Here is a 21,585-nt window from a genome sequence, read left to right on the forward strand (position 1 = left end):
AAAAGCCACTCTTAATCGTGTCTTGGAACGAAATAGAGGCTTTTAAAGACTGCGTACATGGAGAATTAAAACAAGAATTACCCTCGAAAAGCCTATTTTTCCACTAAGTATTTATGCTCATTGCAAAGGTGAGATGCTCCCCCTGTGTATCCAATAGAATATCATCTGAATTATACTTGGATTTTCCTACAATAGGCATTCCAAAAGTATAAATTATGTGTTATTATATCTGTAAATCATATACGCTTTTGAGCTATTCGTAATGTTATTGAGCAAATTATCTCATAAAATTGTGACAAAAATTCACAGTGTCACATTGCAGAAAAAAATTATCAGTGTTTATAAAAATACGGAAAACCCCAAATCGGCTATCTTTTACACCACTCATAAATGCGCTTCGAGTTTTGTGCCTCAATTATTTAGTGTAATCTTGAAAAATTCTGATTATGAATTGGTGGACTATGCTGGAGCCATCTGGCATTTGGGAAATAAATTTAATTTAGGCACTCCTCACATCGATTGTCTCCAAAATTTCCTAGAAAAATCCTACAGCGACCTTTATTCTCTTCATGGTAAAATATATGGGCCGCAAAGAGTTCCTTTGGATTTTCCCGGTAGAGATAAGTTTAAAAATATTTTCTTTCTCAGAGATCCAAGAGACGTGCTTATCTCTGCTTATTTTTCCTTTGCTTTTACCCATCCTGAACCTCTGAACGATATTAGTAGGAAGGAGTTTCTTGAAAGAAGGAAAAGACTACAAGAACAGGGGATAGATCAATATGTTCTGGAAGAATCGAAGACTTGGGTAGTACCTTTGTACAATAAATACAAGCATCTTCGAGATACTGCTCAAAACTCTATTTATTTAAAATATGACTTTTTCACGGCTCAAACCCCAGAATTTATTGAGAGAATTGCCGAATTTTTAGAATTAAATCCTTCTCAAGAAGAAATTGCTCGATTAACGACAAAAGCTAACCCAGTTCAAAAGATAGAGGTTATGAAACATCAGCGTTCTGGTAAAACTGGTCAATATCTAGAAAAGTTACATCCAGATACAGTGGATAAACTCGATCATATTCTAGCAGAAGTTTTATCTGACTGGGAATTTCCTCTGTAATTCAACGATCCTTGGCTTTTTTTAAACTAAAAGTTTCAGAGTGTTACGGCGGATTCATGTTTGTTCTGGTACATTTTTCACGCCGAAAGGCTTATCCAATAAGGATTTGTCTGTGCCAGATGGATAGAGTAACCGCCGTATTAGTTGAAAATTAAAGTCTTGATATCCGTAACATTAACTTTATTGACTTTGATAAATACCGCTCTTAGAATAAGGAAAACTATGTAAATAGAAAAGATGTTATTTAAATTATGAAAGTATGTTTACTAAGTAATTCTGATGGTCAAGGAGGGGCTTTTATAGCCGCTCATCGTCTGCATAAAGGGTTACATCGGATCAGTGTAGCAGCGACTATGCTAGTTAATGATAAAACGACTGATGACTATACTGTTTTATCGCCAGCAAGTAAATTAATGAAGGGGTGGACAAAGCTAATACCTGCGGTTGATCACTTGCCCTTGTCATTATATTCTCAAAGAGAGAGAACACCTTATTCTATCCAATGGCTTCCCGATCGCCTTGTTTCTAGAGTAGCCCAAATTAGTCCAGATATTATTAACTTACACTGGATTAATGCCGGGTTTTTACAAATTGAAACCCTAGCCAAATTTAAGCAACCTCTTGTTTGGACGGCTCACGATATGTGGCCTTTTACGGGTGGTTGTCATTACAGTGGAGAATGCAATAAATATACTCAATCCTGTGGTCATTGTCCCCAATTAAAAAGTCAGCAAGATGGGGACATTTCTCGTTGGGTTTGGTGGCGAAAAGCCAAAGCTTGGAAAAATCTCAATCTGACTATTGTTACCCCCAGTCAATGGTTAGCAGATTGCGCTAGAAATAGTTCTCTATTTCAGGATTTACGGATAGAAGTAATTGCCAATGGCTTAGATATTCAAAAGTATAAACCAATCGAGAAAAACACTGCTCGCCATCTCTTAGGATTACCCCAAGATAAACAGCTTATTCTCTTCGGTGCTATGACGGCAACAAGCGATAACCGAAAAGGGTTTCATCTGCTGCTGCCTGCCATAAAAAAACTTAGTCAGGGGGAAATATGGCAGCATAAATTAGAGTTAGTGGTCTTCGGTGCCTCTGAACCGATTAATCCGCCTGATTTTGGACTGAAAACCCATTATTTAGGCAGATTAAATGATGATATTTCCCTAGCTTTAGTCTATGCCGCCGCCGATATTTTTGTTGCTCCCTCAATTGAGGATAATCTTCCCAATACAGTCATGGAAGCTCTCGCCTGTGCCACTCCCTCTGTGGCCTTTAAAATTGGTGGAATGCCTGATATGATCGAACATCAAGAGAATGGTTATCTGGCCAAACCCTTCGAGGTGGAAGACTTGGCACGGGGAATTAATTGGGTATTAGAAGATACAGAAAGGTATAACCAATTGTGCATTCGGGCAAGGCAAAAAGTGGAGCAGCAATTTACTTGGGAGTTACAGGCAGAAAAATATTTAGAGTTATATAGCGATATCTTGAGCAAGAGCAATAGACATCGCCAAAAATCTATACCTTAGTCATAGCAATGATATTCCTACTTGGTAGTGCGATTTCTTATCCTTTTAGCTAAACAGCAACATTGCTCCTATGAAATTAGCCTCTATCCCAACAAAGCAGTACATCGAGCAACGAGAAGAAGAATATTGGATTGAAGGAACTCGTATCTCCCTTGATTCAGTTGTCTATTCTTTCTTGAACGGAGAATCGCCCGAAAGCATTGCCCAAAATTTTCCACTCCTTTCCCTCGAACAGGTTTATGGCGCGATCGCTTTTTATCTGGCCAATCGAGAGCTTGTCAATGCCTATCTGAAAAAGGGTGAAGCCGAGTTTCAGCAACTACAACAGTCTTGTAGAGAAAAGAGTCCTTTGCTGTACCAAAAATTGAAGGCAGCTCAAGCCTATAATATGTGCTTAAAAAAACTCTACTCTCCTGGAAGAAGGCTATAACTACTGTGATATTTTGCCCCCATCTGAAATTCTAGTCAGTAAAAATTTTCCCTAGTGCTAGAGGAAAAAGCTCCTTAAGTCTAATCACCAGCGTAGCTCCGATGACTTCAACTATTGCCCCTTCTCGACTTTCACTGCCCACCCAAGATGAATTGCCCTGCGATGACGGCGTTCCCATGGAAACCCAACGACATAAACTCCAGATGGATATACTCATAGATACCTTGTTACCCTGGTTAGCTGCTAGGGAAGATGGCTATGTAGGCGGCAATATGTTCGTTTATTTCAGCGCCGCACAGTTAAAAAACGAGGAATTTCGCGGTCCCGATTTCTTTGCTGTCCTGGGGGTTCCCAAAGCGGAAAGAAAAAGTTGGGTGGTTTGGCAAGAGGGGAAAGCTCCCGATGTGGTTATCGAACTCCTTTCTGAAAGTACCGCTCAACAGGATAAAACTGAAAAGAAAGCCATCTATCAAGACCGCTTGCGAGTACCAGAATATTTCTGGTACGATCCCTTTAATCCTGAAGACTGGGCGGGTTTTATCCTTAGAGACGGCAACTACGAGCCATTATCTCTAGAGATGGGAGAAAGATTTTTCAGTCAAAGGCTAGGGTTAGCTTTGGTACGCTGGCAAGGGGAGTATAAGGGAGTTGAGGCAGTTTGGCTGCGTTGGGCGACTTTTGCCGGCGATTTACTGCCCACGGAGTCAGAGCTAACTGAACAAGAGAGAATGCGGGCTGAACAAGAGAGAATGCGGGCTGAACAGGAAAGAATGCGGGCTGAGGATTTAGAAGCATTGCTCCAACGCTATCGAGAGCGTTTTGGGGATTTGCCAGAATAAATCTAGATGTTGACCGGCCAAAGTACAATGACTCTCCAGAAAGCTAATAGGATAGGAATATCAAGCATGGACAACCAATAACCTTAGAAAACTCTTGTTCGCTTTCTGGTGTTAGCTGGTTAAAATTTTTCTTTACAAGAAGTCGATCATCAGCTAAGATGTACCCAATATACCTATTGAATCGGGTCTTGAACTGGTCGGTTAATTAAATTGCCCATTATCGGTGACAGGCTGCCGCATCAGTATTTTGTCAAGATTTAATAGGCAACAACCAGCTAGTAATAGTTTGATCAAGGAGGCCAGTTCCCAGTTGGCTTTGACGACAAAACATGACAGTAAATATTAGTAGTGTAAAGGTTGACAATGTTGAATAAATTACTTAACCGTATGCAAACCGAACAGGGTAGAAAAAATATTAAATTTGCCCTGGCCAGAAAAATATTCAATCCCCTCTTAAGAAATATTGGCTACACCCTAATTACTGACCATTTTTATCAGCCGATACCCAACCGTCAGGAAATTATGACATACGCGGGCAAAGAAAGGCCTCTTAGCTCAATTGAATGGCATCTAGACAAGCAAACTGAACTGGTTAAATATTTACTAGAAAAATATGCTTTAGAATTTAACAATAAAGAAATTTTTTCAGCATTTGGTTATTCCGAAGATACTTCTGCTCTCATTAGTGGCGATGCAGAAGTCCTCTATGCTATGGTCAGAGAAAAAAAGCCGTCTCGGATAATTGAAATTGGCTCAGGTGGTAGCACTAAAATTATCGCCGCAGCTTTAAAAATGAATTTTATAGAAAATTCCCAAAAATCACAACTGATCTCGATCGAGCCTTATCCTCAAGATTTTTTAAAAGACTTTGCTAATGTTAGTAAAGATTTTCTAGAATTTAGTTTGCTTACCCAGAAAGTAGAAGCCGTAGATTTGTCTGTTTTTGAATCCCTGCAAACCAATGATATTCTGTTCGTTGATTCCAGTCATGTATTCAAGTCTGGCAGTGATGTGGAGTTTGAATTTCTTCAAGTTTATCCCCGTTTAAAAACAGGAGTCTTAGTTCATATTCACGATATATTTTTTCCCTATGATTATCCCATCGAATGGAATCTCAAAGAATCACGATACTGGAACGAGCAATACTTTCTAGAGACTTTTCTACAATTTAACAAAAAGTTTCAAGTTTTGGCATCCTTATCTATGGTATCTTATTACAAGAGTTCCGTATTTCTTGATAATATCAATGCTTATAATGAAGAACGATTACCTGGTTCTTTCTGGATGATTGCTTAAAGATTACTCGCTTCCAAACAATCATGAAAATAATTAATCTTAATCATAACTTTTCCACGACTCGCAAGCTCACTTCTGATCCCCTACAATATCCCATATTATCTCCACCAAATCCAGAACGTAAGGGAGAAGGGGGGTTGAGAACAAAGGGATATTTCAAGCACTCCTACGGGGAGACAAGTGAGTTATCGGAAAAATTTACAGTTCCTTTGGTTACTATTATAACGGTAGTTTTTAATGGAGAAAAGCACTTAGAGCAGACAATTCAGAGTGTGATTAGCCAGACTTATGATAACGTGGAATATATCATCATAGACGGAGGTTCCACGGACGGTACAGTTGATATTATACGCAAGTATGAGGAAGTAATTGATTATTGGGTAAGCGAACCAGATGCAGGAATTTCTGACGCTATGAATAAAGGGATAAGTTTAGCAACAGGAATTCTAATTAATCACTTACATGCAGGGGATAAATTTGCTGCTGACACAACCCTGTCGTCAGTGGTTTCATCTTATAATTCAGAAGGCTGGCGATGGTGTTTCGGTAATCAACTATTGAGAAGTCATACAGACGATACTATAGTGGGTTGCTTCTGTCCTCCTAAATTTAGTCAAAAACTACTTCACATAGTAAATACAATTCCCCATTCGACTGTTTTTTCTGAACGAGCTTTGATAGAAGAAGTAAATGGGTTTGACAATAATTATAAATGTGCTATGGATTACCATCTTTGGCTCAGGTTCACTCAATTATCAAAACCCAAACAATTTGATTATGCCACTGCTGAATTTTTACTGGGTGGTCGCTCCTCAGATATAAAATTAGCATTGCGGGAAGAATTTAGAGCTAGAAAGGAAGTTTTAAGGCAGTCAAAACTAGAATTATTGCTCTCTTTGGCAGTAGTAATAATGCGATATATTAAGCGACAACTGCGAATCACTACATTTGTCAAAAATAGTCCAGCATAATGGCAGTGAAGATAGATAATAAAAGTTGAGAGCAAATACGATATATGAAAATCGCTTATATTATTCCTCGTCTCAAAGATAGTGGATTAACGAGAATACCTCTGTGGCTGTCTAATAGTCTTTATCCTGAGCATGAGGTGAAGGTATTCTACTTTAGTGAAACTAATGCTCAAGAAAAATGCCTCAGCTTTAATGCTCCTGTTCAAAGAATAAGTTTCAACGGTTTTTGTCAGGAGTTAAAAAATTACGATATAGTCCACTCCCATGGATTAAAACCCGATCTGTACCTTGCCATTAATTACCATAAGATTAAAGGCATAAAGATTACAACCATTCATGGCTATCACGTCGATGAACTCAGATACGACAAAGGCTCTCTACTAGGTTATATATGGGGAAATTTATGGAACCTAGCCTGCCGAAAATTAGATTTAGCAATTTGCATAAGTCAGACAATGGAAAGATACTATCAAGGACTTGGCTATAAAAATACCACTGTAATTTACAATGGAATAAAAAAAATGGATGACAGTATAAAGACAATCAAAGAGAGTGATGGAAAAACTGGAGATAAAATTGTCATAGGTACAGTTTCTATCCTAAATAAAAGAAAAGGAGTGGAGCAAATTATACAAGTGTTACAGAAAAATACCCTGTACCATCTGATAGCAATAGGGGGAACATCTCAAGACATTAATCGATTGGAACTCTTGGCAGAAAAACTAGGAGTTGCCCAAAGATGTGTTTTTACAGGCTATCGAGAAAATCCCTGGGAAACCGCGATTAATATTGACGTTTTTGTTTTTCCATCTCGCTCGGAAGGATTTGGTTTAGCTCTAGTGGAAGCAGCTAATTTAGAAATTCCGATTATCTGTTCTGATATTCCGACATTTAGGGAAATCTTTCGAGAAAATGAAGTGACTTTTTTTCAGCTTGATGATATAGACGACTTGAACAACAAAATACTTATGTTAGATGAAATTAAAGACAAAGTTTCCCTGGCTAAGTTGAAAGCAGAAAAACTTTTTTCTTTGGAAAGTATGTGTTACAATTACTGTGACGAGTACAAAAAATTAATTGCTGCTAATTAAAAATTATGAACTATAACCATACATAAAAATAAAAGGAGGCTCTATTTAGATGATTGGGATTTGTAATTTATGCGGTTCTGTGGTGGTTCGGATACATCCAGGATATTTTGGTACTCGTTGTTTAAACTGTAGATCTACTAAAATTCATAGAGCAGTTGGTTTGACAATTGAATCTCTAAATTTTTCAACCAGTACCTCTGTTTACGAGTTGTCTTCTCGCGGAGCTTTGTATAAATTCTTAAAGGGTAAATTTAAAAATTTATACTTTTCTGAATACTTTGATGATGTACCTCTAGGGTTGATGAAGAACTCTGTTGTCTGTCAAGACGTTCAAAATCTTCTTCTCAACGACGAATCTTTTAATTTAGTGACTTCTACCGAAGTTTTTGAGCATGTTCCTGATGACAGCAAGGGTTTTTCTGAAATTTACAGAGTCTTAAAAAAAGATGGATATTTTATTTTTACCGTGCCTTTATCAGATAACCCGAAAACAGTTGAAAGATGTTTCTTACAGCCTGATGGGACTATCATACATCAGCTTGAACCTGAGTATCATGGCGATCGGATTCGAGGACAGGGAAGAGTTCTTGCCTTCAGAAATTACGGATTGGATATAACTGAACGGTTAGAAAGTTGTGGCTTTCACGCTGAAATACGTCTAGTAAACTCGACGCGCAATGTAATTGAAGATCAGAAGGTTATCATAGCAAAAAAAATGTAGTTCTATAACTGTCACTAAAAAATCAACTGGAGATGAGAATAAAATGTTAATTTCCTGCAAATACAACTCTCTTTTTATCCGTAATCCCAAAGTAGCGTTGTCGTCTTTGGAGAAATCTCTGAGAAAAATTATCTTAAATGACTGGGAATGTTTTAACTATATTTGAAACTTGACAAAAAGACTATGAGAGAATACTATAATTGCTTAAGTTACCAAAAGTAAAACTAGCAACCGTCAATCAAAATCCTCAACGTCAGCGAGACTACAGGAGTTATTATAACGAAGAAACTAAAAATATTATTAGTGAACATCTCAAGGAAGATATAGAATTGTTTGGATACTCTTTTTAGTAAAAGATAGCTTTAGATATTTATGCAACTTACGGCCTCCCTTGTCCTTTACAAAAATGATCCAGAGATAGTTATTCAAGCAATTAAATCTCTGTTCAGCACACCCATAGAAATTAATTTATCAGTAGTAGATAATTCTCCCACCGATGAACTCAAAAAAATCTTTGATAATTTTCAGGAATACGATATAGATTATTACTTCAATAATGGTAATAATGTTGGTTTTGGTCAAGGACATAACCTAGCTATTACTAGAGCTAAAAAATATGATTATCATTTAGTTATCAATCCAGATGTTTATTTTGATAATAATGTGATCACTGAACTTATTCACTACCTCGATAAGCATCAAGAGGTGGGATTGATTACTCCAAAAATATCTTACCCTAACGGGGACATCCAATACCTTTGCAAGCGTCAACCCACAGTTTTGACCTTATTTATTAGACGTTTTATTCCTCGAAAAATGCAATTTCTTTTTAAAAAGAGATTGGACTGGTATGAAATGCGAGATATCAGCTATAACCAGATAATAGAAGTACCGATTATTAGTGGTTGTTTTATGCTATTTAACAGAAAATATTTAGATGATATTGGCTATTTTGATAAAAATATGTTTATGTATTTTGAAGATTATGATTTGACCATGAGAATGTCTAAAAAATACAAAACCATACTTTATCCCCATGTCAATATTTATCATCATTGGGCAAGAGGAGCGCACAACTCTACTAAACTGGCTATAGTTTTTGCTCAATCTGCTGTGTATTTTTTCAATAAACATGGTTGGAAACTTTACTAAACTTAATTGAATAATCAATAATGAAAAACGTTTTAGTTACAGGTTCTACCGGCTTTATTGGCAGCCACTTACTGCCAACTTTACACCAACATAACTACCAGATAACAGCTGCAATTCGCCAGAAATTTGAGTTTCCCGCAACCCTGTCAATTAAGGCTATTCAGGTGGGTGAAATTGATGATATAACCGATTGGCAAGAAGCATTGCTAGGCATTGATACCGTTATTCATCTAGCAGGACGCGCTCATATCCTTCATGAGACTATATCCAATCCAGAAGCAGCATTTATAAAAGTTAACACTAAGGGGACTATTAACCTAGTTAAGCAGTCGCTAAAAGCGGGAGTTAAGCACTTTATTTTTGTCAGTTCTATTCATGCTATGGCTGCCGAAAGTGATGATATTCTTAACGAAAATTCTCCCTGTCACCCTGATAGTCCCTATGGTCGTAGTAAATTGCAAGCAGAACAAGCTTTAATTAACCTTGCCAAAGATAGCAACATGACTTGGACGATCCTTCGTCCTACTCTAGTTTACGGTCTTGGTAATCCAGGTAATATGGAGCGCTTGATGAAACTAATTAAACGGGGATTACCTTTACCTTTTGGTGCGGTAAAAAATCGTCGTAGTTTTGTCTTTGTGGGTAATTTGGTTGCTGCCATTATTACCTGTTTAGATCATCCTAATGCCGCTAATCAAATCTTTTTAATTAGCGATAACCAAGCTGTTTCTACTCCCCAATTAATTCGACTCATTGCTCAACAAATTCAACAACCCTGTCAATTGCTGCCCGTCCCCACTATTTTACTTAGATTCTTAGGTTATCTGGGTGATACCATAGAATCCATAACAGGGAAAAACCTCCCTTTTAACACCTATAGTATCGATCGCTTGCTTGGTTCTCTTGCCGTTGACTCTAGCCATATTCAAAAAACCCTAAATTGGCAACCTCCCTTTACTTTAGAGCAAGGATTAGCCCAAACAATTCAGCCAGAAAATTAGTGATCAGCTTGTCAAAAAGACTTCATAATTCAAGTTCCGCTTTGACAAAATCGGCAGTTTTATGGAGAGAAAACCCTACTTTAGCGGCTATCATCTGCATAGCGCGATTATCCCTTAAAATTTCCCCTTCGATTCCCTCTAATCCTTCCTTTTTGCCAATAGTGACTAAACGCTGTAGTAATTCTGTACCAATTCCTTGACCTTGATAGTCATCCCTAACTAATAGGTCAAATTCCGCCACATTAACGCCGTGCAGTTTATTTAAGCGTCCTATAGCGATAATTTCTGGTTCTTCCGTCTGATCGTTATTAATCTCTACCACTAAGCTCATTACTCGATCGTAGTCGATAAAACAAATGCGCGTAAGACGATCATAAGCGGTTTGGCGATCGAGATTGACAAGATGAAAATAACGATAATAAATGGTTTCTTCCGAGAGATAATGGTGAAATTGTCGCACTAAAGGCTCATCCGCTGCCCGAATCGGACGAATTAGCACCTTTAATCCTCTTTTCGTCGTCCAAGGACCTATATAATGTTCGGGATAGGGACGAATCGCCGGATGAGATAACTTTTCTGGGGGTGTAGTTGGAGGATGAAGAAGGATAGAAGCGGAAAGGGCGATTAATTGCTCTGAATCGGCAAAAAAGGGATTAATATCGATAGTTTTAATGCGAGGTTGTTCACTGACCAGGTGACTAAATTTAACGATTATTTGCTCTAAATTCGCTAAATTAAGCGATTTAATCCCATTTGTCCCGTTAAAAGCCCGATAAATCTTGGTTTTTTCTAAAAGTCGGCGAGCGAGATTAGTATTTAAAGGAGGTAGAGCGGTGGCGTAATCTTGAAAAATATCGACTAAACGGCCGCCAGTACCGAAAATTATCACCGGTCCGCACTGATCATCGTAATTAGAGCCGATAATTAACTCATATCCTCGATCGATTTCTAACATCGGTTGAATACTCACCCCGAGAAAATGCTCCCCACCCACTTGTGCGGTAATATTAGCTTCGATCGCCTGATATGCTTGTGCCACTGCCATAGAGGAAAAAAGCGGCAATTGTACCCCACCCACCGCGCTTTTATGGATAATCGTCTGGGAATGCAGTTTCATCACCACGGGATAACCGAGAGATTCAGCGAGATTAACTGCTTCTGCGGCACTTTCAGCAATTTTAGTGACAATAACAGGGATTCCATAAGCTTTGAGTATATCTAAAGACTCTGGCTCACTGAGAATTGTTCTATCCCCTGCTTGCTCGATAATCTGGCTAACTAAAACTCGATCGGAGCCATTTTCCTGAGAATTGGTTAAAATTGGCGTTTGATAAAGACCGCGCAGATTCTCTTCATATTTCCAGAGCAAATTAAACACCCGGGCCGCCGAATCGGGATAGCGATAGGTGGGGATACCCTGCTGATTTAATAACGCTACTCCCTCTGCAATGCCCTCTCCCCCCATCAAACTTGCTAAAATGGGTTTTTTGCTATTTTGAGCGATTGAAGCGATTCTATGAGCAATTTCTCGCAGATCAGTGTTAAAGCGAGGCGAGAGAATCATCAACACCGCGTCGGTATGTGCATCCGCTAAAGCGATCTCTAGGGCGCGAGCGTAGCTATCGGGATCGCTGCTGCGACGCAGATCGATAGGATTTTGGGGGACAATATCCGCGGGAACAAGAGGAGCTAGTTTTTCGATCGTTGCGGGGGTAAGGGTTGCCAGTTGTCCATCTTCCGCCAGTAAAGCCGAGGCCGCTAAAAGAGCGGGAGCCACACCATTGCTGATGATTGTCAAGCGTTTTCCCCGGGGAAATCGGGGAATTTTCGCTAAAACTTGCGTGATATTCAAGAGATCGGCCAGTCTTTGTACTTCCACGATGCCACAACGAGCAAAGGCAGCGGAGAGAGTTAGCTGATCGCTGGTTAATTTGCCAGCATGGGAAAGAGAAGTGGGGTCAAAGTCGGTACTGTGGCGACTAATGGCGATAATTGGTTTATTTAGGGCAACTTCTCGGGCCGAGGACAGAAAAGAGCGGGCATTATTCAGGGATTCCAGGTAGATAACGATGCTTTTGGTTTGGGGATCGTCTCCCAAATAATAGAGTAATTCGCCCCAATCCACATCTAAAAGAACTCCGAGGGAGATAAAGTGACTAAAACCGACATTTTCGCTTAAACTCCAATCAAGCATGGCAGCAGCGATCGCCCCACTTTGACTAATCAGGGCAATTGAACCAGTTTTCGGCAGGATGGGGGAAAAGGTGGCGTTAAGATTTTGGCTTATATTGCAGATTCCTGAGCTATGGGGACCGATGATGCGTAATTTTTGACCAGCGATCGCTTTAATTTCCCTAAGTAAATTTTCCCCCATCTGTCCAGTTTCCCGAAAACCCGTGGAGAGAATCAGGGCGCATTTAACCTGTTTTTCGACAGATTGGGCGATAATAGCGGGAATTTCGGGAGCGGGGGCGGTGATAATTACCAGATCGATCGCCGCCTGGATATCTGGTAAACTGCTATAGCTGGGAAGATCGAGCCAGTTTTCGGGGTGAGGATTAACTAGATAAAGACGGTGCTGACCGGGATTATGATGGAGATTATTTAAAAGAGTGCGATCGAGTTGGGGATTTTGGCGATTAAATCCCACCACAGCGATGTTTTTTGGCTCAAAAAAGGCTCTTATGGTTTGATGTTCGCCACCACGAGGCTCTAAGATGGAATTTAACATAAGTGGGTGGGTGGAATTAAATATAAGATGAACGTAGGTTGGGTTGAAGCATGAAACCCAACGCCCGCATGGGTTACGCTACCGCTAACCCATCCTACAAATAATTGTGCCTCCCTACTTAAGTAGGCTAGGAGGTATTTAAACCGGTTATTGTTCCAGTGTTCCGGTGTTCCCCGATCAACCTAGACCAATTCTAGCTGTTTAATCAGGGTTCGATCGGTGTAATTAATTTTGTCTAGGTAGGGTTGGCTGAATAAATCTAAAAACTTGGTTGGATAAGGTTTTCAGACTTTTTTTCCCTCAAAAAGTGCCGACCATTGGAGTGATGGGGGGAAAATTTTAGGGACTTTTTCCCTGAAAATTAGGTAATTGACCTCCTCAAAATCGGTAAAACCCTACACCCCACACCCCACACCCCACACCCTGCCACCAGGAAAAACTTTTTCACCAAACCCTAGGCAGCGATCGGCAATAAAACAGCCCTAGCCGATGAACATTTTCCCCAAGAGATCTAGTAAACTAACTGATGCTGTAAATATTTAGAGACAGACGATGGAACTGGAATATCCCGAGGATTTGAGATACCTAGAAACCCACGAATACGTCAGACTCGAAGGTGAAATCGCTACCTTGGGAATTAGTGCTTTTGCCGTCGATCAATTGGGTGATATCGTGTTTCTAGAATTGCCCGAATTGGGAGAGGCGCTGGAAGTAGGTAGTAGTTTCGGCACGATTGAATCGGTAAAAGCGGTAGAAGATCTTTATCCTCCCGTCTCGGGAACCGTAGTCGATCGCAATCAAGCGATGATTGACTCCCCCGAATTAATTGCCGATGATCCCCACGGGGAGGGTTGGTTATTAAAAGTGCGGGTAGAAAATCCCGATACTGCCTTGGCTGATACCCTCTCCGCTAGTGAATACCGCGCCCAAGTAGCAGGGGAAAGTTAACTAATATTAACAACACGGAGCCAGACCCTCACACTATCATAGGCATAGAAAGAATTAAAAATCCAGGAAGCGATCGAGTCTTCCTGATTTTTGTCTCTAAACCGTGCTGAGACGAAATTCTAGCCCGAATCGAGTGAGGTTTCACTATTTACCCAATCTATGCTAAATCCTAATCTCGCGGCGATCGAACTTTCCAAAGAGGAGGTTCAACGCTACTCTCGACACATTATTCTGCCCGAAGTGGGCTTAGAAGGTCAAAAAAAACTAAAAGCCGCCAGTGTTCTCTGCATCGGCACCGGGGGACTCGGTTCCCCGCTTTTACTCTATCTAGCGGCGGCTGGCATCGGTAGAATCGGTATTGTTGACTTCGATATCGTCGATAGTTCCAATCTGCAACGTCAAATTATTCACGGCACTTCTTGGGTAGGTAAACCGAAAATTGTTTCCGCTAAGGACAGAATTCTAGAAATTAACCCCTACTGTCAGGTGGATTTGTACGAAACCCGCATAAGTTCCGAAAATGCCCTTGACATTTTAGCCCCCTATGATGTAGTCATCGACGGGACGGATAATTTCCCCACCCGTTATCTGACTAATGATGCCTGTGTTCTTCTCGACAAACCCAACGTTTATGGCTCAATTTTCCGCTTTGAAGGACAAGCAACCGTTTTTAACTACCAAGGCGGTCCCAACTACCGCGATCTCTATCCCGAACCGCCACCACCGGGGATGGTTCCCTCCTGTGCGGAAGGCGGTGTTTTAGGAGTTTTACCCGGAGTAATCGGCACAATTCAAGCCACAGAAGCCATTAAAATTATCCTCGGCGCACCGGATACCCTTAGTGGTCGTTTACTGCTTTACAATGCTTGGGAAATGAAATTCCGTGAGTTAAAATTGCGCCCGAATCCCATCCGTCCCGTCATTGAAAAATTAATTGATTACGAACAATTCTGCGGTATCCCGCAAGCGAAAGCACAAGAAGCGGCAGAACAGCAAAAAATGACAGAAATGACCGTAGTAGAGTTAAAAGAACTACTTGACAGCAATGCCAATGATTACATTCTCATCGATGTGCGTAATCCCAACGAGTACCAAATCGCTAATATCCCCAACTCGGTGTTAATTCCCTTACCCGATATCGAAAATGGTGCGGCAATTCCCAAAATTAAGGAATTAGTCAACGGTTATCGTCTCATCGCCCATTGTAAGATGGGGGGACGTTCCGCTAAAGCCCTCGCTATCCTCAAAGACGCAGGTATCGAAGGAATTAACGTCAAAGGTGGTATCAGCGCCTGGAGTCGCGAAGTCGATTCCACTGTACCAGAATACTAATTTTGGCCCTGGGGTTTTGGGGTTTTGGGGTGTTAGGGTTTTGGGGTATTAGTTGAATTTCCCCATTCCCTATCCCCCCATCTCCCTAGGGTTGATTCAAGGTAGGGTTGATTCATGAATCAACCCTACCCCATTCCCCATCCCCCCATCTCCCCTTCTCTGTGTTTCCTGTTCTCTCTGAATCTGTTAAGATCAAGGCCAGTTAGCCTTAAAATCCTCGGTGTGAGCGAACGATGAAAAACCATATTAAAAAAATTGCTAGTTGGAGCGCAATCGCTACTATTTCCCTTGGCTTAGTAGAAATGAACCGAACAGCGATCGCATTTGGCAACAATAATCAATTTAGTGCCTGTATCAGTCAGATTGTCCGCACGGGAGTCAGTCCCGAAGATGCCGCCACCGCTTGTTCAGAAGCATTAATTCCTAAAGAATTATCCCGCTGTGTGGTGATGATTAAATCCAAAACCCCGATCGATGGTAATCTGGCCCTGCAAGCTTGTTTTCAAGTGCGTCGTCCTATTGACCTAGGTAATTGTGTAGTCGATATCCATCGCGCTGCCCCCTTATTTGCCACTAATTCCCTCAAACAAACGGAAACAGCCAAGGAACCTGATAAATTAGGGATTTCTAAACAGGTTTTAGATTCCTGTCGTCAAAGTTTATTACCCGGTCGCTTTTCCGAGTGCGTTATCGCTGTCAGTCGTGGTGCGGACAAAAATAATCCCTCCCAAGCTTTACAAACCTGTTTAAGTGCCGAGGATTTCCCCAGAGATCTATTCCCCAGTTATCCCCAAAATCAAGACCAGAGACCTTAATCAAGATTATTTGGCTCTCTTATTTTGGGAATATACGGAAAAACCAGAAAACGTTAAAGATTGAACCATCAATCAGACGAGTTCGGCGGCTTAGGAAAGGTACACTTAACCGTAATATTTAAATTACTTTTAGCGGTTCCTTTAGTAATATAAGGGATTCCTACCTCACCGCCGATTTCCACACCAAATTGTAAAGTGACTTCCTCAATGTTGGCAATGGCTAAATTGCGAAAAGCGTTTAAGGTATAAGTAGTGTAGGTACGAATTGTATCTTCAATTGTCTGAAAATTCTGTAAAACTTGCTGTTTATCTGGTACATTAATTACCCCTTTAGCAACTCTTCCCTCGGTTTTTACTGTCTCGGCAGGAATTTCTAGGTCATCGGTGGACTCTATATAAATTAGAGTGTTTTCGTCAATTTGGATCGGAGTTAGTCGAGTCATAAATAATGCAAAAATTGAAAATTAACTTTTTTCTTAACTATTTCTTGGCTCTCCCATACTTGTGGTGATAAGAAAAGGTCATCTAAGGGAGGGCGTATGCTTTCCTTGCAGTTTACCAAAAAATAACCTAATATAAAAAATATTTCTATCCCTTGCTGACTGCTTATGGTTCGCTACGCCCTTGTCATCGGCATTAACGATTACAATAACCGGAACTTTCTACCATCTTTGAGCAAACCGGCGCAAGATGCGGAAGCTGTTGCCCAATTCTTGGAGAATACCGGGACATTTGCCAATGTAGAACGCCTACCCAATCGCTGGATTGCCGCAGAAAAACGCTACGAAGTTGTTCCAGGAAAGGTAACGGGGAATGAAGTCTTGCAAGCCTTACAGCAAATTTTATCGGGAGAGCAGACCAAAAATCAAGAAGTCTTGATCTATTTTTCAGGACACGGGTTTCGTCTGACCAATCGCATCGGTGACGGGGAAGCCTATCTTGCCACCTCCGATAGCCAACCCGACGGCGAAAATGCCATTTCTTTAGACCGAGAACTCAATCCTCTATTGCGGCGTTCTAATTTGAGTAATCTGGTGGTAATGCTAGACTGTTGCCATGCGGGGGCGTTATTGCCCGAAAATCGGGGACTAGATCCCATTTTGCTGGAACCTAGCCTTTCAGCATTTAAGGAGAAGCAAGATTACTACCTAATCACCGCCTGTCGGTCAGAACAGGTGGCTTGGGAAGATAAGAAATACAGTTTGTTCACCGCCGCCTTACTCGAAGGACTGTCCCAAAAAGAGGCGGACCTAAAAACGGGAGAAATTAGTGGCGATCGCCTGTTTGATTTTGTTTCGCGGGAATTGCGAGGGAAGGGTCAAGAACCGATTCGCATGGGAGTTGGGCGATCGATAATTCTGGTCAAATATGGGGCGCAACCTCAAGTTACAGAAGTGGAACCGTTACTAGATGAGAAGGGAGAATTGCGCTGTCCCTATCAAGGATTGCTGGCGTTTACTAAGAAAGAACGCCCATTTTTCTTCGGACGCAAGCGAGTGGTGGACGACATCAAATCTAAGCTGGATCGGCTAAATTTTGTCCCTCTGATTGGTGCTTCTGGAAGTGGTAAATCTTCGGTAGTTCTGGCGGGATTGATGCCCTGGTTGGAAGAATTAGGATGGCACATTCTCGAACCGATCAAGCCTGGATTTAAGCCGTTGACAAAGTTAGAAAGCCTACTGTTATCCTATTTTCCAGATTGCGAAAAATTGCTGGATGAATGTATCAATAATCCAGCCAGCGAAGGCTTAAACCCGCTATTAGAGCTTTTTCCCCGCGAACACAAATTCTTGCTGGTGGTAGATCAATTTGAGGAATTATTCACTTTTGCTCTAGAGGAACAGCGCGATCGCTTTATTGAATTGATTACTCAAGTTGCCACAATTCCTGACTCTCCTCTGGCAGTTGTCGCTACCATGAGGGCGGATTTCATTGAACCCTGTTTGCGTTACGATGGGCTGCGACAACTGATTCAAAATAACGCCGAATACCTGCCAGATCTAAGGGGATTAGATTTGCTAGAAGCTATCACCGAACCAGCCAAACTGCAAGGCTATGAAGTTACGAAAGAATTGCTCAATAAAATCCTTGAAGATATTAAACAAGAACCAGGATTTTTACCATTATTAGAGTTTGCTTTAACCCAGCTTTGGCAGAAACGAGATGAGGCAAAACATCGGCTGACTTTAGATACTTATGAGGCGATAGGTGGGATAGTAGGAGCGTTAAATTGTCAAGCTGATAAAGTTTACGAATACAAAGATTATAAACAAGACTTACCGCAGCAGGAGCGAACGGAAGCAGAGAAAGCTTTAATTAAGCGAATTTTCTTGAATCTTCTGCAAATAGGAGATGGGGAAAAAGATACCAGATTGCGTCAATCAAAAGCCTTTATCTTGTCTCTAGCTGGAGATAATCAAGAAGGACAAAAAGTTTTAAAAGAACTGATTGAAGGAAAACAAGGATTAGTAAAAGGTCGCCTTTTAGTGACGGGAAAAACTGAACGAGAAGAAGAAGCTTGGGTAGATTTGGCACATGAAGCTTTAATTGAAAAGTGGGACAACCTGAATCTGTGGCGAACCGAAACTCGCAAGGGTAGAGAATTAGCCAAACAGGTGGATAAAGATGCCAAAGACTGGCAAAAAAATAACAAATCCCAGGGTTATTTGTGGTCGGGTGACAAGTTAGCAGATGCGGAGAAAATTCTGCAAGAATATCAAGACACGGTGGAGACTACGAAATTGGCTAAAGAGTTTCTCCAAGCTAGTAGCCAGCAAGAATTATATAATTACCTCCGCAGTTCAGACATTGATAATTTAGAGCGAGAGACATTAGAAAAGGAAGCAGCCAATAAATCATTTTTAAACCGAGAAAAGTTGAGAAACTTACTCGAAGATGAGAAGGAAAAAGCACAGATAAGGCTGTCAGCGTCCTGGTTGCTGAAGCAGTGGGGAGAGGAGGTTCCTATCTGGACAGCAGAGGTTGATAAGCAAGGAAATATTGCCCTCTCAATCATCGCAGAAAACGACCTACCAGCCACAGTAATCGAAGAGTTAGAAGACGGAATAAACCTAGAAATAGTGGAAGTTCCCGGCGGTGAGTTTTGGATGGGTGCTTCTGAAGGAGAAGAAGGAGCATATCCAAATGAGCGTCCGCAACACAAAGTCAAGGTTTCTCCCTTTCTGATGGGCAAATATCTAGTAACGCAGGCGCAGTGGCGAGTAGTGGCTTCTATGCCTAAAATTGAACGGGATCTTAACCCAGAACCTTCCTACTATAAAGGGTATAGCCGCCGACCAGTGGAATGTATTAGTTGGTACGAAGCAGTGGAATTTTGTGAGAGACTATCACTCTGGTCACAGGAAAAAGGAAAAGGCTATCAATACCGTTTACCCAGTGAGGCAGAGTGGGAATACGCCTGTCGTGCAGTTATCAGTGAGTTAACTTTAGCCGAATGGAATCAGAAATATAACCAACCGTTTCACTTTGGCGAGAAGATTTCCCCAGCTTTGGCAAATTATCTAGAAACTCTTCGTGGAAAGACGACGACTGTAGGAAGGTTTCAAGTAGCGAATCTTTTTGGACTCTACGATATGCACGGCAATGTTTTAGAGTGGTGTACAGACCATTGGTATAAAAAGTATGAGGATGCGCCTAATGATGGTAGTGCTTGGCTGAGTGAGAATGAGGCTAATGAGGCTAATTTTCGTTTGCTAAGAGGTGGTTCTTTCCGCATTACTCCCGATTACTGCCGTTCTGCTGCACGCTATCAGGAGCGTCCCAACCTAAGAAGCGATCGCATCGGGCTGCGGGTAGTTGCGTCGTCGAGGAAGGTGATTCAGTGAACAGTTAACAGTTATTGCTTGTGCCAATGCTCTGGCTTGGTATATATAGTTGTTTCAAATAAGAATGAGATAAGACTCACCTAGCTCACTATTATTGTCAGTAAGCACTCCCGTAGGGGCGAAGCATTCGGGCAATAACCTATCGCTGAAACCGTAGATTTCTTATCCGAATGCTTCGCCCCTACAACCTCAAATACCAATTTAAATGATGAAAAGCTTATGTCTCAAACTTATTTGAAATGACTATAACATCTAGCCAGCAGACTACCTGAATAATTAGCGAGCAGGATGCTCGCATTCCCTTAAATCTAAGGCACTAAATTAGCTGTTTCAATCCAGTAGTATGCTATACTTATTACAGGTATAAACTCGTAAATTGGAGGAAAAAGCCATCAATAATGATACCCACTCCCGAACAGATGCTTACTTGCATTAGAATGTGTCAAACCTTGTCTAACTTCTATACCGATATTCATCTATTTCGGTATGATGAAAATAGTAATGTGAGCATCTTGCTCACTAATGTGGAGTTTGAAGATGAATCATCAACCTGATTTTTACCAAATGTCTCGCCCAGAATTAAGAAAATATGTCCTCTCCCATCGAGAAGATGATGAAGCCCTAAGAATTTATATGGATAGAATGCGAACTGAATCAGGTGTAACTAGATTTACCCTTACTCCTAGCCAAGAAGACATGAAGAAATTAGAAGAATTTCTCAAGGCAAAAATGGATAAATAAAATCAATTTAACTTGCTTGTACCAAGGCTCTGCCTTAATGTATGCTTCAGGTAGAACCTGGGAACGAGATGAACGAGACGAATCACCGATTCTTCAAAATTCCCAAAATCGCTGCATCTCTAATAATCATCAGTTATAATAAAAATGCCAGCAAAAGATATTTATCATGATACCGTGAGAACTGCCTTAGACAAAGATGGCTGGACAATTACCCATGACCCCCTAATTATTCGCTGGGGAAAAAGAGATTTATATATTGACTTAGGAGCAGAAAAAATTATTGCCGCCGAAAAAGACAATCAAAAAATTGCCATTGAAATTAAAAGTTTTGTTGGCAAATCATCTATCGATGACTTAGAAAAAGCATTAGGACAATATATTTTATACTATGATTTATTGACAAAACTAAAATCTGAAAGAACTTTATATTTAGCAATTCATCAACAAGCTTTTGCCGATATTTTTGAAGATCCTATTGGTCAAGTTTTATTAGACAACAAACGATTAAAATTATTAATTTTTGACGAAATTGAGGAGGTTATTTTAAGATGGATAGGTTAGAAAAAATGAGAAAAATTATTATTGAATCTCTCCGTTATTATGCAAACTTGCGCTATGCTACTGGAGAGGTAAACCGCCTCCTCATTATTGACAAAGACTCTGATAACTATCTAATTCTCTTAGAAGGTTGGGATAACCGAGAAAGAGTACATGGCTGTTTACTGCATTTACAAATTATTAATGGTAAAATCTGGATACAACGAGACGGAACCGAAGACGGTATTGCCACTGATTTATTAGCCGCCGGTATTCCTAAAGAGCAAATTGTCCTTGCCTTTAAACCCGAACATATTCGACCCTATACTGAATTTGCTGTAAATTGACATCCTCGCCGCCGTAAAACGGACGGCGATTCCCAAACCTCACGATTTAGGTTTCTGCTTCTTTCCCTTGCGGGGTTCCGCACCTGCCTTAACAGATTTACTCTGTTCTGGTCTTATGGTCGCTCTACAGACTGAC

Annotated in this window: 21 protein-coding genes; 19 read left to right on the plus strand and 2 right to left on the minus strand. The window is 40.7% G+C overall.

Features of this window, described 5'->3' with window-relative positions; translation table 11 throughout:
- Positions 1-292: 292 nt before the first annotated feature.
- From O9332_RS01450 to O9332_RS01500, 11 genes are all read left to right on the plus strand, one after another.
- The gene (locus O9332_RS01450) at positions 293-1,120 is read left to right on the plus strand and encodes a sulfotransferase domain-containing protein (protein ID WP_223210613.1); all 828 of its coding nucleotides are present in this window, start codon (positions 293-295) and stop codon (positions 1,118-1,120) included.
- A gap of 251 nt (positions 1,121-1,371) precedes the next feature.
- On the plus strand, positions 1,372-2,652 hold the full coding sequence (locus O9332_RS01455) for a glycosyltransferase family 4 protein (protein ID WP_288023350.1): 1,281 nt from the start codon (positions 1,372-1,374) through the stop codon (positions 2,650-2,652).
- 70 nt (positions 2,653-2,722) lie between these two features.
- Positions 2,723-3,082 (plus strand): DUF433 domain-containing protein, encoded by a 360-nt coding sequence (locus O9332_RS01460; protein ID WP_288023352.1) that lies wholly within the window; start codon positions 2,723-2,725, stop codon positions 3,080-3,082.
- A gap of 101 nt (positions 3,083-3,183) precedes the next feature.
- Positions 3,184-3,921 (plus strand): Uma2 family endonuclease, encoded by a 738-nt coding sequence (locus O9332_RS01465; protein ID WP_002758868.1) that lies wholly within the window; start codon positions 3,184-3,186, stop codon positions 3,919-3,921.
- 363 nt (positions 3,922-4,284) lie between these two features.
- Complete coding sequence (locus tag O9332_RS01470) at positions 4,285-5,217, plus strand: class I SAM-dependent methyltransferase (protein WP_002758869.1); 933 nt, start codon at positions 4,285-4,287, stop codon at positions 5,215-5,217.
- 23 nt (positions 5,218-5,240) lie between these two features.
- The gene (locus tag O9332_RS01475; protein WP_002758871.1) at positions 5,241-6,188 is read left to right on the plus strand and encodes a glycosyltransferase family 2 protein; all 948 of its coding nucleotides are present in this window, start codon (positions 5,241-5,243) and stop codon (positions 6,186-6,188) included.
- A 44-nt stretch (positions 6,189-6,232) separates the two neighbouring features.
- On the plus strand, positions 6,233-7,279 hold the full coding sequence (locus O9332_RS01480; protein WP_002758873.1) for a glycosyltransferase family 4 protein: 1,047 nt from the start codon (positions 6,233-6,235) through the stop codon (positions 7,277-7,279).
- A gap of 49 nt (positions 7,280-7,328) precedes the next feature.
- Entirely contained in the window at positions 7,329-8,000 is a 672-nt protein-coding gene (locus O9332_RS01485) for a class I SAM-dependent methyltransferase (protein WP_002758875.1), read from the plus strand.
- A 200-nt stretch (positions 8,001-8,200) separates the two neighbouring features.
- Complete coding sequence (locus O9332_RS01490) at positions 8,201-8,350, plus strand: hypothetical protein (protein ID WP_249264849.1); 150 nt, start codon at positions 8,201-8,203, stop codon at positions 8,348-8,350.
- 22 nt (positions 8,351-8,372) lie between these two features.
- Positions 8,373-9,152, plus strand: a complete 780-nt coding sequence (locus tag O9332_RS01495; protein ID WP_288023357.1) for a glycosyltransferase — start codon at positions 8,373-8,375, stop codon at positions 9,150-9,152.
- A gap of 20 nt (positions 9,153-9,172) precedes the next feature.
- On the plus strand, positions 9,173-10,153 hold the full coding sequence (locus O9332_RS01500) for an NAD-dependent epimerase/dehydratase family protein (RefSeq protein ID WP_288023359.1): 981 nt from the start codon (positions 9,173-9,175) through the stop codon (positions 10,151-10,153).
- 22 nt (positions 10,154-10,175) lie between these two features.
- Here O9332_RS01500 and O9332_RS01505 read toward each other — a convergent pair whose 3' ends face one another.
- Positions 10,176-12,884 carry a bifunctional acetate--CoA ligase family protein/GNAT family N-acetyltransferase gene (locus O9332_RS01505; protein WP_288023361.1) on the minus strand — a complete coding sequence of 903 codons (2,709 nt, stop codon included), beginning with the start codon at positions 12,882-12,884 and terminating at the stop codon, positions 10,176-10,178.
- Positions 12,885-13,436: 552 nt separating this feature from the next.
- Here O9332_RS01505 and gcvH point away from each other — a divergent pair.
- The 3 genes from gcvH (at position 13,437) to O9332_RS01525 (ending at position 15,979) form a co-directional block, all read left to right on the plus strand.
- Positions 13,437-13,832 carry a glycine cleavage system protein GcvH gene (gene gcvH / locus O9332_RS01515; RefSeq protein ID WP_002737085.1) on the plus strand — a complete coding sequence of 132 codons (396 nt, stop codon included), beginning with the start codon at positions 13,437-13,439 and terminating at the stop codon, positions 13,830-13,832.
- Between the two features lie 159 nt (positions 13,833-13,991).
- A complete protein-coding gene (gene moeB, locus O9332_RS01520) occupies positions 13,992-15,164 on the plus strand; it encodes a molybdopterin-synthase adenylyltransferase MoeB (RefSeq protein ID WP_288023362.1) in 1,173 nt (390 codons plus the stop codon).
- Positions 15,165-15,397: 233 nt separating this feature from the next.
- Entirely contained in the window at positions 15,398-15,979 is a 582-nt protein-coding gene (locus O9332_RS01525) for a hypothetical protein (RefSeq protein ID WP_288023363.1), read from the plus strand.
- Positions 15,980-16,047: 68 nt separating this feature from the next.
- Here the strand turns inward: O9332_RS01525 and O9332_RS01530 are convergent, their stop codons facing one another.
- Complete coding sequence (locus O9332_RS01530) at positions 16,048-16,422, minus strand: CU044_2847 family protein (RefSeq protein WP_288023364.1); 375 nt, start codon at positions 16,420-16,422, stop codon at positions 16,048-16,050.
- Positions 16,423-16,587: 165 nt separating this feature from the next.
- Between O9332_RS01530 and O9332_RS01535 the strand changes: the two genes are divergently transcribed.
- The 5 genes from O9332_RS01535 to O9332_RS01550 all read left to right on the plus strand — a co-directional run bounded on the left by O9332_RS01535 (position 16,588) and on the right by O9332_RS01550 (position 21,449).
- Positions 16,588-19,824: an nSTAND1 domain-containing NTPase gene (locus tag O9332_RS01535; protein WP_288023366.1), complete on the plus strand. Its 3,237-nt coding sequence runs from the start codon at positions 16,588-16,590 to the stop codon at positions 19,822-19,824.
- A 398-nt stretch (positions 19,825-20,222) separates the two neighbouring features.
- Positions 20,223-20,378: a DUF6888 family protein gene (locus tag O9332_RS28270; protein WP_002737946.1), complete on the plus strand. Its 156-nt coding sequence runs from the start codon at positions 20,223-20,225 to the stop codon at positions 20,376-20,378.
- Positions 20,362-20,565: a DUF6887 family protein gene (locus tag O9332_RS01540; protein ID WP_002758886.1), complete on the plus strand. Its 204-nt coding sequence runs from the start codon at positions 20,362-20,364 to the stop codon at positions 20,563-20,565. The genes O9332_RS28270 and O9332_RS01540 overlap by 17 nt, the downstream gene beginning before the upstream one ends.
- Positions 20,566-20,709: 144 nt before the next feature.
- Entirely contained in the window at positions 20,710-21,126 is a 417-nt protein-coding gene (locus tag O9332_RS01545) for an element excision factor XisH family protein (protein ID WP_002758888.1), read from the plus strand.
- Positions 21,114-21,449, plus strand: coding sequence for a XisI protein (locus O9332_RS01550; protein WP_288023368.1), 336 nt, complete (start codon positions 21,114-21,116; stop codon positions 21,447-21,449). The genes O9332_RS01545 and O9332_RS01550 overlap by 13 nt, the downstream gene beginning before the upstream one ends.
- Positions 21,450-21,585 lie beyond the last annotated feature (136 nt).

It is taken from the genome of Microcystis sp. LE19-10.1B, assembly GCF_027530565.1.
In the GTDB taxonomy this organism is placed as follows: domain Bacteria; phylum Cyanobacteriota; class Cyanobacteriia; order Cyanobacteriales; family Microcystaceae; genus Microcystis; species Microcystis aeruginosa.

Bases quoted from the DNA above. Each gene is read 5' to 3' on its own strand.
- O9332_RS01455 (WP_288023350.1), top strand. From the start codon at position 1,372: ATGAAAGTATGTTTACTAAGTAATTCTGATGGTCAAGGAGGGGCTTTT.
- O9332_RS01460 (WP_288023352.1), top strand. From the start codon at position 2,723: ATGAAATTAGCCTCTATCCCAACAAAGCAGTACATCGAGCAACGAGAA.
- O9332_RS01465 (WP_002758868.1), top strand. From the start codon at position 3,184: ATGACTTCAACTATTGCCCCTTCTCGACTTTCACTGCCCACCCAAGAT.
- O9332_RS01470 (WP_002758869.1), top strand. From the start codon at position 4,285: ATGTTGAATAAATTACTTAACCGTATGCAAACCGAACAGGGTAGAAAA.
- O9332_RS01475 (WP_002758871.1), top strand. From the start codon at position 5,241: ATGAAAATAATTAATCTTAATCATAACTTTTCCACGACTCGCAAGCTC.
- O9332_RS01480 (WP_002758873.1), top strand. From the start codon at position 6,233: ATGAAAATCGCTTATATTATTCCTCGTCTCAAAGATAGTGGATTAACG.
- O9332_RS01485 (WP_002758875.1), top strand. From the start codon at position 7,329: ATGATTGGGATTTGTAATTTATGCGGTTCTGTGGTGGTTCGGATACAT.
- O9332_RS01495 (WP_288023357.1), top strand. From the start codon at position 8,373: ATGCAACTTACGGCCTCCCTTGTCCTTTACAAAAATGATCCAGAGATA.
- O9332_RS01500 (WP_288023359.1), top strand. From the start codon at position 9,173: ATGAAAAACGTTTTAGTTACAGGTTCTACCGGCTTTATTGGCAGCCAC.
- O9332_RS01505 (WP_288023361.1), bottom strand. From the start codon at position 12,884: ATGTTAAATTCCATCTTAGAGCCTCGTGGTGGCGAACATCAAACCATA.
- gcvH (WP_002737085.1), top strand. From the start codon at position 13,437: ATGGAACTGGAATATCCCGAGGATTTGAGATACCTAGAAACCCACGAA.
- moeB (WP_288023362.1), top strand. From the start codon at position 13,992: ATGCTAAATCCTAATCTCGCGGCGATCGAACTTTCCAAAGAGGAGGTT.
- O9332_RS01525 (WP_288023363.1), top strand. From the start codon at position 15,398: ATGAAAAACCATATTAAAAAAATTGCTAGTTGGAGCGCAATCGCTACT.
- O9332_RS01530 (WP_288023364.1), bottom strand. From the start codon at position 16,422: ATGACTCGACTAACTCCGATCCAAATTGACGAAAACACTCTAATTTAT.
- O9332_RS01535 (WP_288023366.1), top strand. From the start codon at position 16,588: ATGGTTCGCTACGCCCTTGTCATCGGCATTAACGATTACAATAACCGG.
- O9332_RS28270 (WP_002737946.1), top strand. From the start codon at position 20,223: ATGATACCCACTCCCGAACAGATGCTTACTTGCATTAGAATGTGTCAA.
- O9332_RS01540 (WP_002758886.1), top strand. From the start codon at position 20,362: ATGAATCATCAACCTGATTTTTACCAAATGTCTCGCCCAGAATTAAGA.
- O9332_RS01545 (WP_002758888.1), top strand. From the start codon at position 20,710: ATGCCAGCAAAAGATATTTATCATGATACCGTGAGAACTGCCTTAGAC.
- O9332_RS01550 (WP_288023368.1), top strand. From the start codon at position 21,114: ATGGATAGGTTAGAAAAAATGAGAAAAATTATTATTGAATCTCTCCGT.